Annotated in this window: 18 protein-coding genes; 10 read left to right on the top strand and 8 right to left on the bottom strand. The window is 65.6% G+C overall.

Going from position 1 to position 20,185, the window contains the following annotated elements:
- Positions 1-40 precede the first annotated feature (40 nt).
- On the top strand, positions 41-1,102 hold the full coding sequence (ligD, locus tag AC1C2Q_RS03935; protein ID WP_495429741.1) for a non-homologous end-joining DNA ligase: 1,062 nt from the start codon (positions 41-43) through the stop codon (positions 1,100-1,102).
- A 35-nt stretch (positions 1,103-1,137) separates the two neighbouring features.
- On the opposite strand, the gene AC1C2Q_RS03930 is transcribed toward ligD, so the two are convergent.
- Entirely contained in the window at positions 1,138-2,181 is a 1,044-nt protein-coding gene (locus AC1C2Q_RS03930) for an ATP-dependent DNA ligase (protein WP_495449062.1), read from the bottom strand.
- Positions 2,182-2,304: 123 nt separating this feature from the next.
- Between AC1C2Q_RS03930 and AC1C2Q_RS03925 the strand changes: the two genes are divergently transcribed.
- Positions 2,305-2,796, top strand: a complete 492-nt coding sequence (locus AC1C2Q_RS03925; RefSeq protein ID WP_495429739.1) for a hypothetical protein — start codon at positions 2,305-2,307, stop codon at positions 2,794-2,796.
- 22 nt (positions 2,797-2,818) lie between these two features.
- Here the strand turns inward: AC1C2Q_RS03925 and AC1C2Q_RS03920 are convergent, their stop codons facing one another.
- Entirely contained in the window at positions 2,819-3,481 is a 663-nt protein-coding gene (locus tag AC1C2Q_RS03920; protein ID WP_495449061.1) for a TetR family transcriptional regulator, read from the bottom strand.
- A gap of 113 nt (positions 3,482-3,594) precedes the next feature.
- Here AC1C2Q_RS03920 and sucC point away from each other — a divergent pair, with 113 nt between their 5' ends.
- Both sucC and sucD read left to right on the top strand, forming a co-directional pair.
- Entirely contained in the window at positions 3,595-4,761 is a 1,167-nt protein-coding gene (gene sucC / locus AC1C2Q_RS03915; protein WP_495429737.1) for an ADP-forming succinate--CoA ligase subunit beta, read from the top strand.
- 32 nt (positions 4,762-4,793) lie between these two features.
- On the top strand, positions 4,794-5,696 hold the full coding sequence (gene sucD / locus AC1C2Q_RS03910; RefSeq protein WP_495449060.1) for a succinate--CoA ligase subunit alpha: 903 nt from the start codon (positions 4,794-4,796) through the stop codon (positions 5,694-5,696).
- A 64-nt stretch (positions 5,697-5,760) separates the two neighbouring features.
- On the opposite strand, the gene AC1C2Q_RS03905 is transcribed toward sucD, so the two are convergent.
- Positions 5,761-6,741, bottom strand: coding sequence for a glycerophosphodiester phosphodiesterase (locus AC1C2Q_RS03905; RefSeq protein WP_495449059.1), 981 nt, complete (start codon positions 6,739-6,741; stop codon positions 5,761-5,763).
- A gap of 107 nt (positions 6,742-6,848) precedes the next feature.
- On the opposite strand from AC1C2Q_RS03905, the gene AC1C2Q_RS03900 reads away from it, so the two are divergent.
- On the top strand, positions 6,849-7,304 hold the full coding sequence (locus tag AC1C2Q_RS03900; protein ID WP_495449058.1) for a nitroreductase family deazaflavin-dependent oxidoreductase: 456 nt from the start codon (positions 6,849-6,851) through the stop codon (positions 7,302-7,304).
- 34 nt (positions 7,305-7,338) lie between these two features.
- Here AC1C2Q_RS03900 and AC1C2Q_RS03895 read toward each other — a convergent pair whose 3' ends face one another.
- From AC1C2Q_RS03895 to AC1C2Q_RS03875, 5 genes are all read right to left on the bottom strand, one after another.
- The gene (locus AC1C2Q_RS03895; protein ID WP_495449057.1) at positions 7,339-7,923 is read right to left on the bottom strand and encodes a TetR family transcriptional regulator; all 585 of its coding nucleotides are present in this window, start codon (positions 7,921-7,923) and stop codon (positions 7,339-7,341) included.
- A gap of 55 nt (positions 7,924-7,978) precedes the next feature.
- Complete coding sequence (locus tag AC1C2Q_RS03890; RefSeq protein WP_495449056.1) at positions 7,979-9,028, bottom strand: hypothetical protein; 1,050 nt, start codon at positions 9,026-9,028, stop codon at positions 7,979-7,981.
- A gap of 81 nt (positions 9,029-9,109) precedes the next feature.
- Positions 9,110-11,077, bottom strand: a complete 1,968-nt coding sequence (locus tag AC1C2Q_RS03885; protein ID WP_495449055.1) for a glycerophosphodiester phosphodiesterase — start codon at positions 11,075-11,077, stop codon at positions 9,110-9,112.
- A gap of 165 nt (positions 11,078-11,242) precedes the next feature.
- Positions 11,243-11,989, bottom strand: a complete 747-nt coding sequence (locus AC1C2Q_RS03880) for a GntR family transcriptional regulator (RefSeq protein WP_495429729.1) — start codon at positions 11,987-11,989, stop codon at positions 11,243-11,245.
- A 109-nt stretch (positions 11,990-12,098) separates the two neighbouring features.
- On the bottom strand, positions 12,099-13,571 hold the full coding sequence (locus AC1C2Q_RS03875) for an NCS2 family permease (protein ID WP_495449054.1): 1,473 nt from the start codon (positions 13,569-13,571) through the stop codon (positions 12,099-12,101).
- A 93-nt stretch (positions 13,572-13,664) separates the two neighbouring features.
- On the opposite strand from AC1C2Q_RS03875, the gene AC1C2Q_RS03870 reads away from it, so the two are divergent.
- From AC1C2Q_RS03870 to AC1C2Q_RS03850, 5 genes are all read left to right on the top strand, one after another.
- Positions 13,665-15,068: a cell division protein PerM gene (locus AC1C2Q_RS03870; protein WP_495449053.1), complete on the top strand. Its 1,404-nt coding sequence runs from the start codon at positions 13,665-13,667 to the stop codon at positions 15,066-15,068.
- A gap of 9 nt (positions 15,069-15,077) precedes the next feature.
- Positions 15,078-15,659, top strand: a complete 582-nt coding sequence (gene purN / locus AC1C2Q_RS03865) for a phosphoribosylglycinamide formyltransferase (RefSeq protein WP_495449052.1) — start codon at positions 15,078-15,080, stop codon at positions 15,657-15,659.
- A 77-nt stretch (positions 15,660-15,736) separates the two neighbouring features.
- The gene (gene purH, locus AC1C2Q_RS03860; protein ID WP_495429725.1) at positions 15,737-17,344 is read left to right on the top strand and encodes a bifunctional phosphoribosylaminoimidazolecarboxamide formyltransferase/IMP cyclohydrolase; all 1,608 of its coding nucleotides are present in this window, start codon (positions 15,737-15,739) and stop codon (positions 17,342-17,344) included.
- 404 nt (positions 17,345-17,748) lie between these two features.
- On the top strand, positions 17,749-19,305 hold the full coding sequence (locus AC1C2Q_RS03855) for an AlkA N-terminal domain-containing protein (protein ID WP_495449051.1): 1,557 nt from the start codon (positions 17,749-17,751) through the stop codon (positions 19,303-19,305).
- Positions 19,292-19,783, top strand: coding sequence for a methylated-DNA--[protein]-cysteine S-methyltransferase (locus AC1C2Q_RS03850; protein ID WP_495449050.1), 492 nt, complete (start codon positions 19,292-19,294; stop codon positions 19,781-19,783). The genes AC1C2Q_RS03855 and AC1C2Q_RS03850 overlap by 14 nt, the downstream gene beginning before the upstream one ends.
- Positions 19,784-20,185: the final 402 nt, after the last annotated feature.

Raw genomic sequence — 20,185 nt, 5'->3', positions numbered from 1 at the left:
GGCACTGTCGGCCACGTGCGGTTCGGCCTAGGGTCAGAGCATGGCTTCCGAGCGTATTACGTTGACGGTCTCCGATCCCGAGGGGGAGCGCGACGTCGAGCTGTCCAGTCCGAATCGCGTCGTGTGGCCGGATGCGCCCGGTGGTGGCATCACCAAGGCTGAGCTCGCGGAATACTTCCAGGTCGTCGCAGAACCGTTCCTGAGCGCGAACGGTGATCGGCCGGTCTCACTGGAGCGATTCCGCGCTGGTATCGGCAGCGAGGGATTCTTCTCGAAGAATCCGCCCAAGGGCACGCCCGACTACGTGGATGCCGTAACGGTGACGTACAACAGCGGGCGCCAGCATCCGCAGATCGTCTTGAACAGGCCGAGCGCGATCGTTTGGGCCGTGCAGATGAACACGATTGTGTTCCACCCGTGGGCCTCGCTCGCCTCGGACACCGACAACCCGGTTGAGTTGCGCATCGACCTTGATCCGCAGCCGGGAACGGACTTCGCGGATGCCATCACCGCCGCCCATGCACTGCGTGAGGTGCTGCGTGAGGCCGAGCTGGAGGCATTCATCAAGACCAGCGGCAATCGCGGCCTGCACGTGTTCTGCCCGATCGAACCGACACACGAGTTTCTCGAGGTGCGTCATGCGGTGATCGCGGCTGGGCGTGAGCTGGAGCGGCGGATGCCTGAACAGGTCACGACGAACTGGTGGAAGGAAGAGCGCGGCGAGCGCATCTTCATCGACTACAACCAGGCCAATCGTGATCGAACGATGGCGGGTGCCTACAGCCCCCGTGTGCTGCCGGGCGCGACGGTGTCGACGCCCGTGCACTGGGACGAGCTCGACGACGTAGATCCGAAGAGCTTCACCGTGCGCAGCATCCCGCAGCGACTTGCCGATATCGGTGATCCGTGGGCTGACCTCCAGGCTGCACCCGGACGCATCGACACACTTCTCGGCTGGTGGGAGCGTGATGTCGAGGACGGGTTGGGCGAGCTGCCGTTCCCGCCGGACTTCCCGAAGATGCCCGGTGAGCCGCCGCGCGTGCAGCCGAGCAAGCGGGTCGCGGAGAACTGGGACGAACAAGGCCGACGGGTTGAAGGCTGACTGCCGCACTAGGGCGGCGGAGCATCAGAACATGATCAGGCGAGCACCTCTGCGAGGTCGTAGCCTTCGACCGTGTCGAGTTGGTCATAGGTGCACGAGCGGGCATCACGGTCGGGACGCCACCGCTCGAACTGCACGGTGTGCCGGAAGCGTGCGCCCTCCAGCTGGTCGTAACGCACCTCCAGTACACGCTCGGGGCGAAGCCGGACGAAGGAGACATCTTTAGAGCCGGTGAACCGGGAGCGCTCGCCTTCACCTGTCACCGCGGCGCCGTCCTCGTCACGTTCGACGAGGGGTGCGAGCTCTTCGACGAGCTCCTTGCGGCGCACATCACTCCACGCTGCGACGCCACCGACTTGGCGGAGGATGCCGTCGCTGTCATACAGCCCGACCAGCAGCGAACCGACGCCAGAGCCGGATTTGTGGATGCGATAGCCGAGCGCGACGACGTCCGCGGTGCGGGCGTGTTTGACCTTGATGAGGGTGCGCTTCCCCGGGGCATACGGTTGATCGAGCGGCTTCGCAATGATGCCGTCGAGGCCCGCGCCTTCGAACTCAGCGAGCCACCGGATGGCGGTGGCATGGTCTTCGGAGGTGCGGGTGAGCTGGAGCGGATGTCTGGTTTCTGCGAGCAGCGCTTCGAGACGACTTCGGCGCACTCGAAACGGTTCCTGCTGTAGATCCTCGTCTCCCTCGGCGAGCAGATCGAACGCGATGAACATCGCAGGCGTCTCACTCGCGAGGCGCACGACACGGGAAGCTGCGGGGTGGATGCGCTGGCTGAGTGCCTCCCAGTCGAGGCGCTGCGCGCCCTGTGCACCGGTGGCGACGACGATCTCGCCGTCGAGTAGGCATGGGCCTGGGAGGATCTGTGGCAGCGCTTCGACGAGCTCGGGGAAGTAGCGCGTGAGGGGTTTCGCGCCGCGGGATCCGATTTCGAGCGTCTCGCCATCCCAGGCGATGAGTCCGCGGAATCCGTCCCACTTCGGTTCGAATAGCAGACCGCCTGGCGTCTTCGCCGGGTCGGGCACGGCCGCCGCGGCCTTCGCGAGCATCGGTGTCGGGATCTCATAGCGCATGCCTCCATCCTCGCGCCGTGGCCCGGGTCGTGGAAGGGATGGTGCAGATGTCGGTGGAAAAGCAGAGGGCCGAAACCGCAAGTGGGTACTAAACCCGTGGCGAAGCGTGCGATCCTGGTATTGATGAACGAAATACAGGGGCCGACCCCCGCAGGCACCTCCCGTCCGTATCGAAACCTTCCGGAGGCGCTGCGCGCGCACCGAATCGAAACTGAGAACCACGAGTTCATCACTGCGATCACCGATGTCATCGGTATTTCATCGTTCATCGACCGTGGCCGCTACATCGAGGCAATCCGTCACGACGGCGGCACGGCGCTGCATATCGGCAAGACCTACACCAACGGCTTCGCCGAAGATGAGCAGATCACCGTGGGGTCGACGACGTTGCGTCTGCGCCCGAGTGAGGGTCGCGCGCCGTTTTTCTACGTGTCGCACCCGAGCGAGTTCCGCCCGCTGACACCAGCGGCGGGCGCGTCGCGCGCATCGAGCAAGACCAAATCTGCAGCAGCAGAGCCGCGCGTCGCACGGGTCGCGAAGCCGATCGAGCGCGACTACGGAGTGTGCGACGTGTGCTTCATGGTTCGCACCGCCTCGGGCACCTGCAACTGCTGAACTGAGAGCTGAACCGATCGCGTCAGCTGAGGTCGCTCTGCAGGCGCCGAGTGACCTCGGCGATCGGCATCGATCGGGGAAAGACCGCCACGACTAAGTCGTCGTCGGCGGTGCCTACGGCTTCGGGCAATACGCCATAGCGGCGGCGCGCATCGTCGAGGGCGTTCTGCAGTACTGAGGGCGCAACGCGCTTCGTTCCACGCAGCAGTTGGCGCAGCACGTGGTTGTGCACTGCGGTGACGATGGCGGCGAAGCCGACGGCATCCAGAGGGTCGATTCCCGGAAGCGCGCGACGCAGATACTCGTCGAACAGCCGCTCGTAGCGGAACACCGTCACGATCTCGCGTTCTCGCAACGCAGGAACTTGGCGCACGATTTGGTAGCGCAGGCGAGCGATCTCCGGATCGTGCGCGAAGTGCGAGAACACGTGTTGGGATGCTTCGCATACCGCCAGCCACGGATCCGAATGGCCTTCCGCGAGAAACGTACGCAGCTCATCCAACAGGAGCTCGTGATCGGTGAAAACGACGTCTTCCTTGCCGCCGAACTGGCGGAAGAACGTCGAACGCGAGACTCCTGCTGCTTTCGCGATCTGCTCGACAGAGGTCTGGTCGAAACCCTGCGCCTGGAATAGGGCAAGCGCAGCGGCCACGACGCCGGTGCGCGGTTCTGCGGACTCATGCATAGCGAGAAGCCTAGACCGACGGGACCGTTCATCCAGAGGTAGTAAGATTTGGTACTGGTCGATATCTCGACATCGAGAGACTTTCCGGACCGCAGCCCAGCGAAGGAAGCACAGTGGATCTGTACGAGTACCAGGCACGAGACCTTTTCGAGAAGTATGGGGTGCCGGTTCTCGCCGGCATCGTTGCTGACACCCCCGAGGAGGTGAAAGCAGCTGCTGAGAAGATCGGTGGCGTCGTAGTCGTCAAGGCGCAGGTCAAGGCCGGTGGCCGCGGCAAGGCCGGTGGCGTCAAGGTCGCCAAGACCCCCGACGAGGCATATGAGGCAGCGAAGACGATCTTCGGTCTCGACATCAAGGGCCACATCGTCAAGCGCGTCATGGTCGCACAGGGCGCAGCGATCGCTGAGGAGTTCTACTTCTCCGTGCTGCTCGACCGCGCCAACCGTTCTTACCTGAGCCTCTGCTCGGTCGAGGGCGGCATGGAGATCGAGGTGCTCGCCGTCGAGAAGCCCGAGGCTCTCGCCCGCATCGAGGTCAACCCGCTGACCGGAATCGACAAGGAGAAGGCCCTCGAGATCGCCCGCGAGGCGAACTTCCCGGAAGATCTCATCGAGAAGGTCTCTGACGTCTTCGTGAAGCTGTACGAGGTGTACAAGGGTGAGGACGCCACGCTTGTCGAGGTGAACCCACTGGTTCTCACGGAGGACGGCTCCATCATTGCGCTCGACGGCAAGGTCACGCTCGACGAGAACGCTTCCGAGATCCGTCACCCCGAGCACGAAGCGCTCGAGGACAAGGATGCCGCTGACCCGCTCGAGGCCAAGGCCAAGAAGAGCGGCCTGAACTACGTCAAGCTCGACGGCGAGGTCGGAATCATCGGCAACGGTGCAGGTCTTGTCATGTCGACACTCGATGTCGTCGCTTACGCCGGTGAGAACCACAACGGCGTCAAGCCCGCGAACTTCCTCGACATCGGCGGCGGAGCGTCCGCAGCGGTCATGGCTGCAGGCCTTGACGTCATCCTCGGTGACCCGCAGGTCAAGTCCGTCTTCGTCAACGTCTTCGGTGGCATCACCGCCTGTGACGCTGTCGCCAACGGCATCAAGGGTGCACTCGAGACTCTCGGTTCGACAGCGACGAAGCCGCTGGTCGTTCGTCTCGACGGCAACAAGGTCGAGGAGGGCCGCGCGATTCTCGCCGAATACGCCCACCCGCTCGTGACTCTCGCCGCCACCATGGACGAGGGCGCCGACAAGGCCGCCGAGCTGGCGAACGCCTGAGCCCGACTGAGACTGCGAAGGAACACAGAGATATGTCTATCTACCTCAACAAGGACTCCAAGGTCATCGTCCAGGGCATCACCGGCGGTGAGGGCACCAAGCACACCGCCCTCATGCTCAAGGCTGGTACCCAGGTCGTCGGTGGCGTGAACGCTCGCAAGGCGGGCACTGTCGTCTCGCACACCGACAAGGACGGCAACGCCGTCGAGCTGCCGGTCTTCGCTTCGGTCGCCGAAGCGATGAAGGAGACGGGCGCTGACGTGTCCATCGCCTTCGTCCCCGGCGCCTTCACGAAGGACGCGATGATCGAGGCCATCGACGCCGAGATCCCGCTGCTCGTCGTCATCACCGAGGGCGTGCCCGTCGGTGACAGCGCCGAGGCCTGGGCATACGCGAAGAGCAAAGGCAACACGACCCGCATCATCGGGCCGAACTGCCCCGGCATCATCACCCCCGGTGAGGCGCTCGTCGGCATCACCCCGGCGAACATCACCGGCAAGGGCCCCATCGGACTCGTGTCGAAGTCGGGCACCCTGACCTACCAGATGATGTTCGAGCTGCGCGACCTCGGCTTCTCGACCGCCATCGGCATCGGCGGCGACCCGGTCATCGGTACCACGCACATCGACGCACTTGCTGCGTTCGAGGCTGACCCCGAGACCAAGGCGATCGTCATGATCGGCGAGATCGGTGGCGACGCGGAAGAGCGTGCCGCTGACTATATCAAGGCGCACGTCACCAAGCCGGTCGTCGGTTACGTCGCCGGCTTCACGGCTCCTGAGGGCAAGACCATGGGCCACGCTGGCGCCATCGTGTCCGGCTCTGCAGGCACCGCGCAGGCCAAGAAGGAGGCCCTCGAGGCCGCCGGCGTCAAGGTCGGCAAGACGCCTTCCGAGGCTGCTGACCTGATGCGCGCGATCGTCGAAGCGCTCTGAACTGAGTTGAATTCGTAGAAGGCCCCGGGCATCATGCCTGGGGCCTTCTTGCATCTGGATGCTGTCACTGTGAGGCGGCATCAACCGTGGATGCGACGGCTGCGCGGGGCATCCGGTCGCGGTCGTGCATCCACTCGTGGAGCGCATCCGGACGATTGGTGATGATGCCGTCCACGCCCATCGCGGTCAGCGCCTCCCAGTCGGCATCCTCGTCGTGGGTCCAGACGAAGACCCCGAGCCCGGCGCGGTGTGCCAGCGTGACGCCCCGGGCGGTCGCGCTGTTCGGGTTGATGGCGTCGGCGCCGATCTGCTGTGCGGTGGTGATGATCGACTCGTCGATCGTGTCGGTGAGCCAGCCCACCGGAACCTCGGGTGCGACCTTCGAGAGGTTCGTGACCGTCTTCTGGCTGAAGCTCTGGGCAATGACCTTGTTCTCGAGACCGGCGGCTTCGATCATGTCGATGGTCGTGCGCACGCCCGCCATGCTCCAGGTGCCCTTGTACTCGATGACGACGTCGGTGCCACTGTCGGCCACGTGGGCGAGCACCTCGTCGAGCGTCGGAATCTTGGTGTATGCGAACGCGTCGTCGAACCAGGACCCGGCATCCAGGGCGCGCAGCTGCTCGATGGTCATGTCCGCCACGACGCCCGACCCATCGGTTGTCCGATCCACCGTGCTGTCGTGGATGACGACGGGGACGGCGTCCTTCGACATGCGGATGTCGATCTCGAAGTAGTCCCCGCCGACGGCGGTTGTCGACGTAAACGCTGGCATCGTGTTCTCCGGTGCGGCCGACGAATGCCCGCGGTGTGCGACGATGACGCCCGCCTGTCCTGGAAGCCGGAGGACGGCCAGCGGCCGCAGGCTGACGATGTCGAGTGACAGGAGCAATGGCTCGCCATCGGTCGGAGCGACGACCGTGCGCGCATCGATCGGGGAGTGCGTGAGCACCTCGGCCGCCGGGGAGACGAGGCCGGTGAACCCTGCCCACACAGCGACGCAGACGGCTCCTGTGCACGACAGGCGTCGTCTGCGAACGCTCATGATTTGCATCATGCCAGAGGCGCGCGTCCGCGTCGAGATCTTTTCGTTACTTTTGATGGAATGTTCGAGAGCGGCCGAGGCACGGTGCCGTGTCGTACGCTGAGATCATGCCATTGACCGGAGAATACAAGCCGTCCGCATCCGAATGGGCCCGTACGCAGGCCGAAAAGTTCGAGGCGTCAAACGGACAAGAGGCGAACACGCTCCAGGGCGTGCCGATCATCGTCCTGACGACGGTCGGCACCAAGACGGGCGCCCTGCGCAAGACCGCGCTGATGCGCGTCGAACACGAGGGCCTCTACGCCGTCGTCGCGTCAAAGGGCGGGGCACCTGACGAGCCCCGCTGGGGTGAAAACATGCGCCGAAACCCGCACGTCGAGCTGCAGGATGGCGCGGACAAGCGTGACTACAATGCGCGCGAGCTGTCGGGCGATGAGCGCGAGCAGTGGTGGCGTCGTGCGGCCGCCGTATGGCCTGCCTACGACACGTACCAGACGAAGACCGATCGGAAGATCGCGATTTTTGTGCTCGAACCCTTCCGCCTCGAATCGCTCCAGGACTGATCCGCGGGGCGGGTGACGCCGTCCGGACGCGCGATCAGTGGCGTCCGGATGCCAGCACAGCAGACAGCAGGAGATCGAGCGTCTCGTGTGCGTTGATGCGCGCCGCAGCATTGGTAGGGCGTTCAGAGAGCCAGAGCGCCAGTTCGTTCATCGAACCCGACAATGCTGCGGTTAGAGCGTCGAGCAGTGCGGGCGCGACCTCTGCCTCCGCCAGTCCCTCCCGCAGCTGCGTCGCCGGGCCCTCGGCATCCATCTGGCGCCATTCGTCCCAGCTGAGCACGGCCGGTCCGTCGACGAGTAGCACGCGCGCTGCGGCGCCCTGCGTGATCGCGTCGAGGAAGGCGTGACTCCCGAGGCGGAGAGCGGTCATGGCATCCGCTCCTTCCGTCGAGATGGCAATCGCGTCCGCTATCAGCTGCTGCTGCCCTGAGGCCACCGCGGTGAAGAGCGCGGGCTTCGAGGAGTAGTGGTGGTAGACCGCTCCGCGGGTGACGCCGGCCGTGCGGGCGATGTCGTCGACGGATGCCGCGGCGTAGCCGTGCTCGGCGAATTGCGCGGTGGCGACCCCAAGGATTCTTCGAGAGGTCTCAGCGGCTTCCGCCGCAGTTGTTCGGGGCATACCCTTCCCTTACATGCGATGTGTATGTATCTTAGTGCGTAGTCAGCGGATTTCATCACGGCGTATGCGAGGGAGTGGCGCGTCTGCGCACGGCCAATCGCACGGCGACGATGATCACCAGCGCGGCACCGGCGAGGAGCACCCACCATCCGGGCGCGATGGCGACGGTAGAGAGGCTGAGCTGCTGCTGGGCGATCGTCGGTACCTCATCTGAGGTCGTTGCGATGACTGTCGGAGAGACCGCCACCTGCACCGCGGCGAACGGCAACCAGGCGGAGAGTCCTTCGACTGTCGCCTCAACGTCGACATTGGCCGCGGGAAGGAGTTCGGCGAGGGTGACCAGGCCTGTCGACGCGTCCGGTGAAGAAAAGACCTCGACGCCAGGAGCCGTGATCAGTTGCATGGCGGTGAGGCGCGTGTTGCCCGTGTTGGCGACGGCGTAGGAGACATCGGCAGATGCCGCCTCCCATGGCCAGAACCCGGTCGCCACCTCGAGCTGTGCCTGATCCAGCGAGAGTCCGGCGGTGAGGTCGCCCGCGACGGTTACCGTGACGCGCGTCGCGTACCTCATGTCGACGGAGACCATGTCTCCGGCGCTCTGCAGCACTGTGAGGAGGGCTCCGGCGTGCTCGCCCGGCTGCGCGTCCGCGGGGACTGCGACCGAGAAGGGGATGCGGGTGACTTCTCCGGGTTCGATGTGCACGCTCGCGACGCTCGGCGCGATCCACGTGCCAATGGCGTCAGAACCTGTCTCGGTCGTCGCGATGTCCAAGGCTCCGGATCCGTCGGTGAATGCGTCAGATCCGTACACGGCGAGGTCGAGCCCTGTGGCGCCGGAGTTGCGAACGAGAACGGCGTCTTCGACGACGGCACCCGGCTCGAGGGCGTATGCGAAGTTGCTGCGTTCCTCGCCGATGTTGGTGATGACCGGCACCATGCTCCACGCGACCTGGCTTGCGGCGGATGCCTGCACCGGCGATGCGGCCGGGGCCTCGGTCGCGGACGCTTTCAGCGCTGTGGTCGCGGTCGCGCTCAGGACGACCAGCAGTGCGGCGGCGACGACGCCGAGGACGAAGCGGGGGAGGCGAGGAAGTGAACGGGACATCGGAGCGGCCTTTCAGCGAAGACGAAGAGGAATGGGGAAGCGGGGCGCAGCCGCATCGTGCCGGTTGCGCCCCGCATTCGGTTACTGGATGACGGTGACAGTCAGCGTCGACGCGTAGTCGCCGGCGACCTGTCCCAGCGGCAGGCGCAGGGCGAGGTCGGCCGCGACGATCGCGGTGTCGACGCCCTTGTACTCATCGCTGGGTGCCGCGACAAGCACGGCGTTCTGCGAAAGTCCGCCGCCGGCGCCTGGTGCAACAGCTTCACCGGCGACCGCTCCGGCGCCTTCGGCCGTGAGCCGCGGCGTCCAGCCGAGCGCGCTCGACTCGAAGGAGTCAGACGCAGACGCGAACGCGGATGCCTGACCAGACAGCGTCCAGCTCGAGGACGGGTTCACACGGGTGTCCGTGATCTCGATGTCGTTCAGGACACCGGTCGCGACGTAGCTGTCGCCCAGAGGAGCTGCCTCGCCAAGCGAGATCACGTCCTGCGAGCTGAAGCGCCACGTGAACTCGCCTGCGGGCTGAGTCGAGTCGGGAATGCTCACTGCGATGGCCTGCGCGTTCTCACCGGGCTCAGCCGGGGTCTCAGGCTCTTCGGGGGTCGGAGGAGCCTGGTTGTAGCGCTGCATCCAGCCACGGAGTGCGTCGGGACGATCGGTGATAATGCCGTCGACTCCCATAGCAGTCAGGGACTCCCATGCTGCCGGGCTGTTCTGCGTCCACACGAACACACCCAGACCCGCGTCGTGGGCCATGGCGACGCTGTCTGCGGTCGCGTTGCTCGGGTTGATGGCATCCGCACCGATCTGTTCCGCGGTGCCGATAATCGAGGCGTCGATTCCGCCGGTGAGCCAGCCGACCGGCAGATCGGGGGCCACCGTCGCGAAGTTTGCGACGGTCGTGGCGCTGAAGCTCTGCGCGAGGATCTTGTTCTCGACGCCGGCGGCCTCGATCATGTCGACCGTGAGCTGTGTGTCTTCGACGTTCCAGTCGCCCTTGTACTCGATGACGACGTCCGTGCCGCCATTCGCGACATAGGTCAGAACCTCGTCGAACGTGGGGATCTTCGTGCCAGCGAACGCGCTGGAGAACCAGGAACCCGCATCCAGCGCGCGGAGCTCCTCAAGCGTCATGTTGGTCACCGAGCCGGTGCCATCAGTGGTGCGATCCACCGTGCCATCGTGGATGACCACTGGCACGCGGTCCTTGGAGAGGTAGATGTCGATCTCGAAGTACTCGGCACCCGCACGAGTCGTCGAGACGAACGCCGGCATCGTGTTCTCCGGTGTGACGGATGAGTTGCCGCGGTGGCCGACGATGACTCCGGTTTCGCCAGGCTGACGGATCGTGATCGGGGGAAGCGGATCGATCTCGGTGAGGACGAGGTTGTCGTAGTGCACGACGGATTGGTTCGCTACGAGCCCCTGCACGCCGTCCGCGGTGCGCACCAGCTGACGGGTCGTCATGATCTTCTTGCCGTCGATGTACCAGGTTCCGACGTTTCCGTTCACCTCGACGCGGAGGTGCGCCTTGGTGCCGATTCCGATGTCGCTTGCGGTCGCCCCTGTGTCCGTGACCCTCCAGGCGTCAGCCGCGGTGCGTTGGGTGAACTCAACGCCGTTGCTCGCGGATGAGCCATTGCGAAGTGCCGCTTGCTGCCAGGGGATGGAACCGTCAGCGGGAGCATCGAGCAGCAGCGCCAGCCAGCGCCCGCTGTTCGCGGCCGATTCGAACGTGATGTCGACGTCGAGCGCGAAGTTCTCGCGGTTTTCGCCGAAGGTGATCTTGGCATCATTGGCGCCGTTGGCACCGACGAGCTCTCCGTCCTTCACGCTCCAAGTTCCTGCGACTGCGTTCCAGTCCTCCGGGATCGTGCCCGAGTCGAACGTCTCGGAGAGGAAGACCCGATCATCCACGGGAACATCCGTGGCGGTCGGGGCCGATGTGGCTGCGTTTGCGATGCCCGGGGCGAGAACGCCCGCAAATACGGTGGTCGTGGCGACGCAGACAGCTCCGATACGCGATAAACGCGAACGGCGAATGGTCATGGTGTGTCCTTCCGGGGGAGGGGTGCCCCGGGGTGGATCCCGGGGCACCTCCACTCAAGAAGGAACGGACGTCCGCGCACTGCACGGTGCAAGGCCAACAGGGCGCATCTGGGCGAAGAGCTGGTGACTCGCAGTGACGGTCGAGTCGAACCGTCACTGATCGCCTCAGCGAGCTAGTGCAGAACGGGCCGAGTTCACGATGCTCAGCGAGGTCGACGTCGCGATGTAGCGGTCGTCGCTGTACTCGAAGGGCCGTCCATCGAATGTTCGGGCGGAGCGCTGCACGCGAAGCAACGGGGTGGTGCGCGAGATTCCCAGCAGCCGCGCATCCTCAGGGTCGGGAAGCACAGCGGAAATCAGATGCTCGCCGTAGGCGAGCTGAGGGCCGTGCACGCGTTCGACGACTTCCATGATGGAAGACGCATCCTGCGGGAGCTGCATGATCGTCGGAATGAGCCACTGCGGGAAGGTGGTGCGTTTGACCATGACGGGCACGTCGTCGATGGATTGCAGGCGGGTGATGCGAAGGACAGGACGCTGGGCGCTGATTCCCAGCGCATGCGCTTCCTCGGCAGTCGCGCGTCCCTCGCTGCTGAGCAACGTCTGTCCACCAGGCTCATGGCCGATCGCCTTCGCCCATTGGCCGAAGGATCGCAGCTCGGTGACATCCTGTGCGAGCGTCGCCGCATGCACGATCCACCGTGTCCCGCGTCGCGACAGCCGGCGGTGGGTGTGCTCGACGTGTTCAAGTGCGCGGCGTATGGTGCCGCGCGCCACACCGAAGCGGATAGCAAGAGACGACTCGCTGGGGAGCGCGTCGCCGATGGTCACACGTCCGGTCTCGATGTCTGCGCGGATTGTCGCAGCGATCGAGAGATGCTTTCGACTGGTCTGTTCGGTGCGTTGGGGCACACCTCGAGCGTGCCCGGTCATGGTTAACGGAAGACACCGTGGCGGAGACCGGCTGGAGACGACGAGGGGCGGATGCCGCAGCATCCGCCCCTCGCGTCGTCGGTGGTGATCAGGCGACGCCGAACAGCGCCTCAATAGGTCCACGGGCGAAGAACAGCACGAAACCTGCGGCGACGATCCAGAGCAGCGGGCTGACCGACTTCGCCTTTCCGGAGAAGGCTTGGATGAGCACCCAGCTGACGAAGCCCGCACCGATGCCGTTGGCGATCGAGTAGGTCAACGGCATCACCGAGATGGTGAGGAACACCGGCAGCAGCACGCTGAAATCGCTCAGATCGATGTACTTGATCTGCGCCATCATCATCGCGCCCACGATGATCAACGCGGCAGCCGCGATCTCGGTCGGGACGATCGAGGTCAGCGGCGTCAGGAACATCGCGAGAAGGAACATCACGCCGGTCACGACGTTGGCGAAGCCGGTGCGTGCGCCCTCGCCGATACCTGCGCCGGACTCGATGAACACGGTGTTCGACGAGGAAGAGGTACCGCCACCGGCAATCGCGCCGATACCCTCGACGATCAGTGCGGACTTGATGCGGGGGAAGTCGCCCTTCGCATCCGCGAGGTTCGCCTCCTTGGCAAGACCGGTCATCGTGCCCATGGCGTCGAAGAAGTTCGAGAACACCAGGGTGAAGACGATCATCACGATCGCGACCAAGCTGACCTTGCCGAAATCGAACCCGAAGTCGACAGCACCGATCAGGCTCATATCGGGCAGGCTGACCGGGGATCCAGAGAGCGTCGGGACGGTCAGGCTCCATCCGGCCGAGTTGAACTCGCCGTCCGAGCCGAACTGGGGGCCCAGGTGCCAGATCGCCTCGACGATCACGGCGAGCACCGTGCCTGAGACGAGGCCGATCAGCAGGCCGCCCTTGACCTTGCGGGCGACGAGGACTCCGGTGATGATCAGGGTGGCGATGAACAGGGCTGTCGGAACCGTGGCGACGGAGCCGCCGACGCCGAGGCCGACCGGGGGAGAAGCGCTACCGGTCGCGGTCACGAAGCCGGAGTTCACGAATCCGATGAAAGCGATGAACAGACCTATACCGACGGTGATCGCGATCTTGAGCTGGAATGGCACGGCATCGAAGATCATCTTGCGCAGGCCGGTCGCAGCCAGCAGCACGATGACGATTCCGTTGATCATGACCAGTGCCATCGCCTCAGCCCAGGTGACCTGGCCAACAACCGAGAAGGCAAGGAACGCGTTGATGCCGAGCCCGGCGGCGAAACCGAACGGCAGGCGCGTGATCAAGCCGAACAGGATCGTCATCACACCGGCCGTCAGCGCGGTCGAAGCGCCGACTGCGCTGAAGCTCAGCACCGTGCCGTCGACGTCGGCGGCGCCGGCGAGAATGATCGGGTTGAGGATCACGATGTAGGCCATCGTGACGAACGTCACAAGGCCACCACGGATCTCCGTGCCGAATGTCGAGCCGCGTTTGGTGATCTCGAAGAAACGGTCAAGTGCGTTCTTCGGCTCAGCCGTCTGCTCGGTAGTGGTTGAGGGGGCAGTTGTCATCGGGTTAAACCTCCTTGGAGACGATATCGTGTCTGCTGCCCCGCGCGCGTCCCCGCGAGGCAGTCAGGATCTCGTCGTAGTCTCTTTGGAGTCATGCAACGCCTCCTCGTCGCGATTCTCGCCGCCGTCGACGCTGCCATCGCGGCGGCCGTCGGCCTCGTCGTGCTGCTCGCTCCGCTGACCATTCTCTGGACACTCGCCTTCGGCGTCACGGCCGACTGGGGCTCCCTCTGGCCTGTCACGGGCACCCTCTGGCAGTTCGGTCATGGCGTTCCGATCGACATCGCGATCCCGGATGCCGTGGTTGCCGCCGTCGGTATCTCGCCAGAGGCCGCAAACTTCACGCTCTCGCTGACGCCGCTCGCTTTCCTTGTCTTCACTCTGTTGTTCGCGGTGCGCTCAGGCACCAGAGCTGCACGCTCGGGCGCCTGGATGCTCGGTGTCATCTCCGGCGCCGTGGCCTTCGCTCTCATCGCAACCGCCGTTGCTCTCACTGCACAGGCGGAGATCGCGCACGTCCCGTTCGGCCTCGCAATTCTGCTGCCATCCGCCGTGTATCTCGTTGGTGCTCTCTCCGGCGCCATCCGCTACGCCTGGCGCGAGGGCGACAACTCTCTGATCGACCGGTTGCACGACGTCGTAGACAACTGGGGAGATTGGGGAGTGGTCCCCGCAGAAATCGTCCGGGGCACCACCGCTGTTGTCGCAGGACTCACCGGCATCGCCGCCCTTGTGGTCGGGCTCATGGTGGCGCTGCGCGGGGGAGAGGTCGTCGCCCTCTTCCAGGCTGCGCGCGTCGACGCCACCGGTGCCACCGTCCTCACACTCGGACACCTTGTATACCTGCCCACTCTGCTCGTCTGGGCAGTGGCCTGGATCGCCGGCCCCGGATTCTCGGTGGGTGCAGGCACCGCGGTCTCACCCGCAGGCACGCAGCTTGGGGTTGTCCCTGGCGTGCCGCTCTTCGGCCTGCTCCCGGAGAACAGCACGATCTGGATGCTGATCGTTGTACTGCTGCCCGTCGCCGCAGGCGCCTTCGCAGGCTGGATCGTGAGGTCTGCGCTTGTCTGGGAAGACGTTGCGCGTGGTCTCGCTCCGCGTGCCGCAATCGCTGCAGGTATCGCCCTGGTCACTGCGGCAGTCGTCGCGGTCGCGGCAGTGCTGGCATCCGGATCCATCGGGCCTGGACGTCTTTCCGAGACGGGACCGCACGCCGGGTGGATGACGCTCGCGATCGGAGTGGAGGTGCTCATCGGCGCCGCGATCATGCTGCTCGCCCCACGACACCGTGATGAGCTCGCCGAGGAGCGCACAGATCGCTGGGCTGCCGAGATGGGCACGTCCCCCACAACGGATGCCGACACGGATGCCGGCACCGATGCAGGCACCGCCGCCGTATGGCCGACGCAGGATGCAGAGCCCCCGGACGCGACCGACACGCAGCCGCTCGGAGAGCATGGCTTCTTCGCGGACGGCAGCACTCCCACGCCCCGGTAGACTGTCCGGGTGCTCACGGTCGCCGTTCTCATCTCAGGCACCGGCTCGAACCTCCGCGCCCTGCTCGAAGCCGCACGCCACCCCGATTTTCCTGCGCGGATTGTTGTCGTCGGTGCTGACCGCGATGCTGAAGGTCTCGCTCATGCCGAAGAGTTCAGCATTCCGAGCTTCACTGTGCCGTTCCGCTCTTTCGACAGCAGAGAAGCGTGGGGCGAGGAACTGGGTCGTCAGCTTGACGTCTGGACGCCCGACCTCATCGTGCTCAGCGGCCTGATGAGGCTCCTGCCTGCGACGCTGGTCGCTCGCTTCGCGCCCCGGATCATCAACACGCATCCTGCGTATCTGCCTGAGTTTCCCGGTGCGCACGGCGTTCGAGACGCGCTCGCCGCAGGCGCCGAGCAGACCGGAGCCAGCGTCATCGTCGTCGACGACGGCATCGACACCGGCCCGATTCTCGCCCAGGAACGTGTGCCAGTGCAGCCGGATGATACCGAGCACACCCTGCACGAGCGCATTAAACCCGTCGAGCGCCGCCTGTTGATCGATGTGGTGCGCCGCATCGCCACCGGCGAGCTTGCCGTGACCCACTGAGCTTTCCCCCGCACGAAATCTGCACAATCACTGCACCGCACGACCACCGCACGAATACTGCAAGAAGGAGACCTCCCATGGCCGGCCCGAGCCACGACTCTTCCCTGTACCGCGATCGCGACACTGTGCCGATCGCACGCGCGCTCGTCTCGGTGAGCGACAAGACTGATCTGCTCGTGCTGGCCGCGGCGCTTGCCGAAGCCAGTGTCGAGATCGTCTCGACCGGATCGACGGCGGCAACCATTCGAGAAGCAGGCTACGACGTCACTGACGTCGCCACCGTCACGGGCGTCGCCGAGATGCTCGATGGTCGCGTGAAGACCCTGCACCCCAGCATCCACGGCGGACTACTGGCCGATCTGCGCCTCGAAGACCACGCCCGGCAGCTCGCCGAGCTGGAGATCGACCCGTTCGAGCTCGTCGTCGTGAACCTCTACCCGTTTGTCGAGACTGTCGCGTCCGGTGCGACCGGCGACGACGTCGTCGAGCAGATCGACATCGGCGGCCCCGCGATGGTTCGCGCCTCAGCGAAGAACCACGCCAACGTCGCGATCGTCGTCTCGCCCGAGTCGTACCCTGCGATCATCGAATCGATCGCGGCCGGTGGAACGACCCTCACACAGCGCCGGGAGCTCGCCGCCCGTGCGTTCGCACACACCTCCGCATACGACACCGCCGTCGCGGCATGGTTTGCCGAGGAGACTCTCAACGAGCCCGGCGACCTGCCCGAACACTTGACGATCAAGGCCGAGCGCCTGTCGACTCTGCGTTACGGCGAGAACGCGCATCAGCGCGGCGCGATCTACTCCCGCGTCGGAGGCCGCGGCATCGCCCAGGCAGTGCAGCTGCAGGGCAAGGAGATGTCGTACAACAACTACGTCGATGCGGATGCCGCGCTGCGCGCCGCGTTCGACATGGTCCTGCCCGCCGTCGCCATTGTGAAGCACGCGAACCCCTGCGGCATCGCGACCACGGCGCCGAACGCGCTCGACCCGATCGCCAGCGCGCACCTGCGGGCTCACGAGTGCGACCCGGTGTCGGCATACGGCGGAGTCATCGCCACCAACGGCACGGTCACGCTGAAGATGGCTGAGAACCTGAAGGACATCTTCACCGAGGTCATCGTTGCCCCGTCGTTTGAGCCTGCCGCGCTCGAGGTGTTCAAGGCGAAGAAGAACCTGCGTCTGCTTCAGCTGCCCGATGACTGGCAGCAGGAGCAGATGGACGTGCGCCTGGTGTCGGGTGGACTGCTTCTGCAGGATGCGGATCGATTCCCCGCTGAGATCGACTCGGTCGCGAAGAACTGGGAGCTCGTCACCGGCGAGCGTCCTAACGAGGCCGAGATGGAAAACATGATCTTCGCGTGGAAGGCCTGCCGCGCTGTCAAGTCCAACGCCATCGTGCTTGCCAAGGGCAATGCCACTGTCGGTGTCGGCATGGGACAGGTCAACCGCGTCGACTCCTGCCGCCTCGCGGTGGAGCGAGCTGGCGCCCGCGCGGTCGGATCGGTTGCGGCATCCGATGCGTTCTTCCCGTTTGCGGATGGCGCTCAGGTGCTCATCGACGCCGGTATCACGACGATCATCCAGCCGGGTGGATCCGTGCGCGACGAGGAGGTCATCGCTGCGGCGAAGGCGTCTGGTGTGACGATGTTCTTCACAGGAGAACGCCACTTCTTCCACTGATCCCCACGCCTCACTCGGGGCATCGCTCCGCGCTGCCCCGAGCCTCGGGGGCGCGTGGCCCCTCGGGGAGCGATGTTGTACGGCGACGCCCCGCCTGCCCGCCGAGGCCCGTCCTATCTTCGTCGATACGACGGGGCCTCGGCGCTACCCGGGGGCGTCGGCGTTGTTCCGGGGCGTACCGGGGGAGAGGTGTCGCACATGGTCGCTTGGCTGCGGTTGAAGCGGCCATCTGCGACCCCTGGTGGCCAGGGAGTGGGCGAGGCATGCGGGGAGGTGTCGCGCGTGGTCGCTTTGCGGCGGCTGAGGCGGCCATCTTCGACCCCCTGCCCCGGGTGGATCAGCCGCACCACAGTCATGTCCGAATTCCGCTAGCCGACCGTCGCCGCGCGTGCGAGAGTGGAGGCATGACCTTCCTGGCGATGAGCTCGATGAGCTTCGATGAGCGGTACCGCGCGATCGACGCACGCGACACCCGTTTCGACGGGCAGTTCGTCACCGCCGTGCACACCACTCGGATCTACTGCCGCCCGAGCTGTCCGGCGCGAACCCCGAAGCAGGAGAACGTCACCTTCTATCCGACCAGCGCTGCGGCCCACGAGGCTGGCTTCCGCGCGTGCAAGCGTTGCCTGCCTGAAGCCGCGCCGGGGTCGCCGGAGTGGGACATTCGCGGCGACACTGCTGCGCGCGCGATGCGCCTGATCGCCGACGGGGTCGTGGAGCGTGAGGGAGTACCCGGCCTCGCCGCACGTCTGGGCTATTCCTCACGCCACCTCACACGCCTGCTGGCCACCGAACTCGGCGCTGGCCCACTTGCTCTCGCCCGCGCCCACCGTGCGCACAACGCGCGGATGCTGCTCGTCGGAACCGATCTCGCGATCGCCGATATCGCGTTCTCGGCCGGCTTCGCCAGCATCCGTCAGTGCAACGACACAATTCGCGAGGTGTTCGGGCTGACCCCCACCGAGTTGCGCGCTCGGCGACGCATCTCCTCGATCGTCGCACCAGGCACGATCGACCTGATCCTTCCGCACCGTGAGCCGATGGATGCCGCCGGCATTTTCGCGTGGATGACTGCACGCGCCCTGCCTGGTGTGGAGAGCACAACCGACGCCTCCTTCGCCAGACACCTGCAGATGCCAGGGGGACCGGCCTGGTTCGAGGTGCGTCAGGATGAGAGCGCTCGACTTCGACTGCGAGTCCAGGTCACCCACCTCAGCGACCTTGCCCCGCTCGTCGCGACCGCGCGTCGCATCTTCGATTTGGATGCCGACCCCATCGCCGTCGACGCGGCGCTGTCGTCGCATCCGGAGCTTGCTCCGCTGGTGGCGCTGGTCCCTGGTATCCGCGTACCAGGCGCAGCGGATCCGCATGAGATGCTCATCCGCGCGATGGTCGGCCAGCAGATCACTGTCGCCGCCGCGCGCACGGCACTCACGAAGCTTGCCGACGCGCTGGGGGATCTGACGCCGGATGGGCAGGGTCGGCTGTTCCCGACGATGACGGCGATTGCCGAACACGGCGCCGAGGTGTTGCGCGGACCTGCCGCGCGCATCCGCGCCATCACCGGTGTTGCCGCCGCGCTGGTCGACGGGTCGCTGACATTGACCGTCGGTGACGATCGCGTCGCGCAGCGTGAGGCACTCCTCGCCATGCCTGGTATTGGGCCCTGGACTGCCGACTACGTGCGAATGCGCGTTCTCGGTGACCCCGACGTGTTCCTCCCCGGGGATGTCGCCGTGCGCGCCGGCGCAGCGGCAGCCGGCATCCCCGCGGACCCTGCACCGCTGACCGCATGGTCGACTCGCACCGCCCCCTGGCGCAGTTACCTCACCGCCCACCTCTGGCGTGCCACCACCAACACCACCCGCGAGACTTCGCGTGTGTCACCACTATCGGCGATTTCTGGGACACAAGCGAAGTCTCGCGGGGGAGCGAAGGAGAGATCACATGAGCATCATTGAGACACTCGACACTGCGGACGGGGCATTCACGTTGCTCGTCGACGAAGAGCAGCGCGTGCTCGCCTCGGGCTGGACGGACGACCACACGGCCATCATCGACCGGCTCTCGATCGCTGTGCGTCCGACCGATATCCGTGATGGCGAGACGGATGCCGCGGCCGCCGTCCGTGCCTACTACGACGGTGACCTCGGTGCGATCGACACTGTCGCGGTGCACCAATTCGGCACCGACCGGCAAAAAGCTGGCTGGGCGGCACTGCGGCAGATCACGCCAGGGGAGCCGTTGACCTACACATCTTTCGCCGCAGAGCTTGGCAGTCCGCGGGCGGTGCGTGCCGCGGCATCCATCTGCGCGCGCAATGCGCCGGCACTCTTCGTACCCTGCCATCGCGTGCTGCGCGCCGACGGGTCCCTCGGCGGCTTCGCCTGGGGGCTGCCAGTGAAGGACTCGCTGCTCGCACGGGAGAGCGGCCGCTGAGCCTTGCCTTCCGCCGCCGGTCCCGGCTCCCGCCCCGTCCCGGCTCCCGGCCGGCCCCGATCGGCCCGGCCCCAGGGCCGCGGGGTCGCAGATGGTCGCATTACGGCGACGCGGGGTCGCACATGGTCGCCTTTGGGGAGCCCAGGCGACCATGTGCGACCCCTGCCGGGGCGGCACGACAAACTGACTGGGAATGCCTCTTGCACTCAGCCGGTTCACAGCAATAGGCTGGAGGGCTGTCGCGCCGACCGGGCGACGAAGCCGAGCCTGAGGAGGACACCATGATTTCGATCGCCGTCGCGCTGATCACCGTTCTTGGCTCGACCCCGGCGTACCGCCGCGGGTAGACAACCACACCGCCGTCTCATCCATGGCACCGCTGCGTTCGCGGTGCCCGAATAA

The organism is Microbacterium sp. Y356 (assembly GCF_059445355.1).
This window is presented reverse-complemented; position numbering and strand designations above follow the sequence as displayed.

Excerpts from the sequence above, each read along its gene's own strand:
- AC1C2Q_RS03905 (WP_495449059.1), bottom strand. The coding sequence starts at position 6,741 with ATGAGCGTTCGCAGACGACGCCTGTCGTGCACAGGAGCCGTCTGCGTC.
- AC1C2Q_RS03895 (WP_495449057.1), bottom strand. The coding sequence starts at position 7,923 with ATGCCCCGAACAACTGCGGCGGAAGCCGCTGAGACCTCTCGAAGAATC.
- AC1C2Q_RS03850 (WP_495449050.1), top strand. The coding sequence starts at position 19,292 with ATGAGCATCATTGAGACACTCGACACTGCGGACGGGGCATTCACGTTG.
- AC1C2Q_RS03870 (WP_495449053.1), top strand. The coding sequence starts at position 13,665 with ATGCAACGCCTCCTCGTCGCGATTCTCGCCGCCGTCGACGCTGCCATC.
- ligD (WP_495429741.1), top strand. The coding sequence starts at position 41 with ATGGCTTCCGAGCGTATTACGTTGACGGTCTCCGATCCCGAGGGGGAG.
- AC1C2Q_RS03920 (WP_495449061.1), bottom strand. The coding sequence starts at position 3,481 with ATGCATGAGTCCGCAGAACCGCGCACCGGCGTCGTGGCCGCTGCGCTT.
- AC1C2Q_RS03930 (WP_495449062.1), bottom strand. The coding sequence starts at position 2,181 with ATGCGCTATGAGATCCCGACACCGATGCTCGCGAAGGCCGCGGCGGCC.
- AC1C2Q_RS03855 (WP_495449051.1), top strand. The coding sequence starts at position 17,749 with ATGACCTTCCTGGCGATGAGCTCGATGAGCTTCGATGAGCGGTACCGC.
- purH (WP_495429725.1), top strand. The coding sequence starts at position 15,737 with ATGGCCGGCCCGAGCCACGACTCTTCCCTGTACCGCGATCGCGACACT.
- sucD (WP_495449060.1), top strand. The coding sequence starts at position 4,794 with ATGTCTATCTACCTCAACAAGGACTCCAAGGTCATCGTCCAGGGCATC.
- AC1C2Q_RS03900 (WP_495449058.1), top strand. The coding sequence starts at position 6,849 with ATGCCATTGACCGGAGAATACAAGCCGTCCGCATCCGAATGGGCCCGT.
- AC1C2Q_RS03925 (WP_495429739.1), top strand. The coding sequence starts at position 2,305 with ATGAACGAAATACAGGGGCCGACCCCCGCAGGCACCTCCCGTCCGTAT.
- AC1C2Q_RS03885 (WP_495449055.1), bottom strand. The coding sequence starts at position 11,077 with ATGACCATTCGCCGTTCGCGTTTATCGCGTATCGGAGCTGTCTGCGTC.
- AC1C2Q_RS03890 (WP_495449056.1), bottom strand. The coding sequence starts at position 9,028 with ATGTCCCGTTCACTTCCTCGCCTCCCCCGCTTCGTCCTCGGCGTCGTC.
- AC1C2Q_RS03875 (WP_495449054.1), bottom strand. The coding sequence starts at position 13,571 with ATGACAACTGCCCCCTCAACCACTACCGAGCAGACGGCTGAGCCGAAG.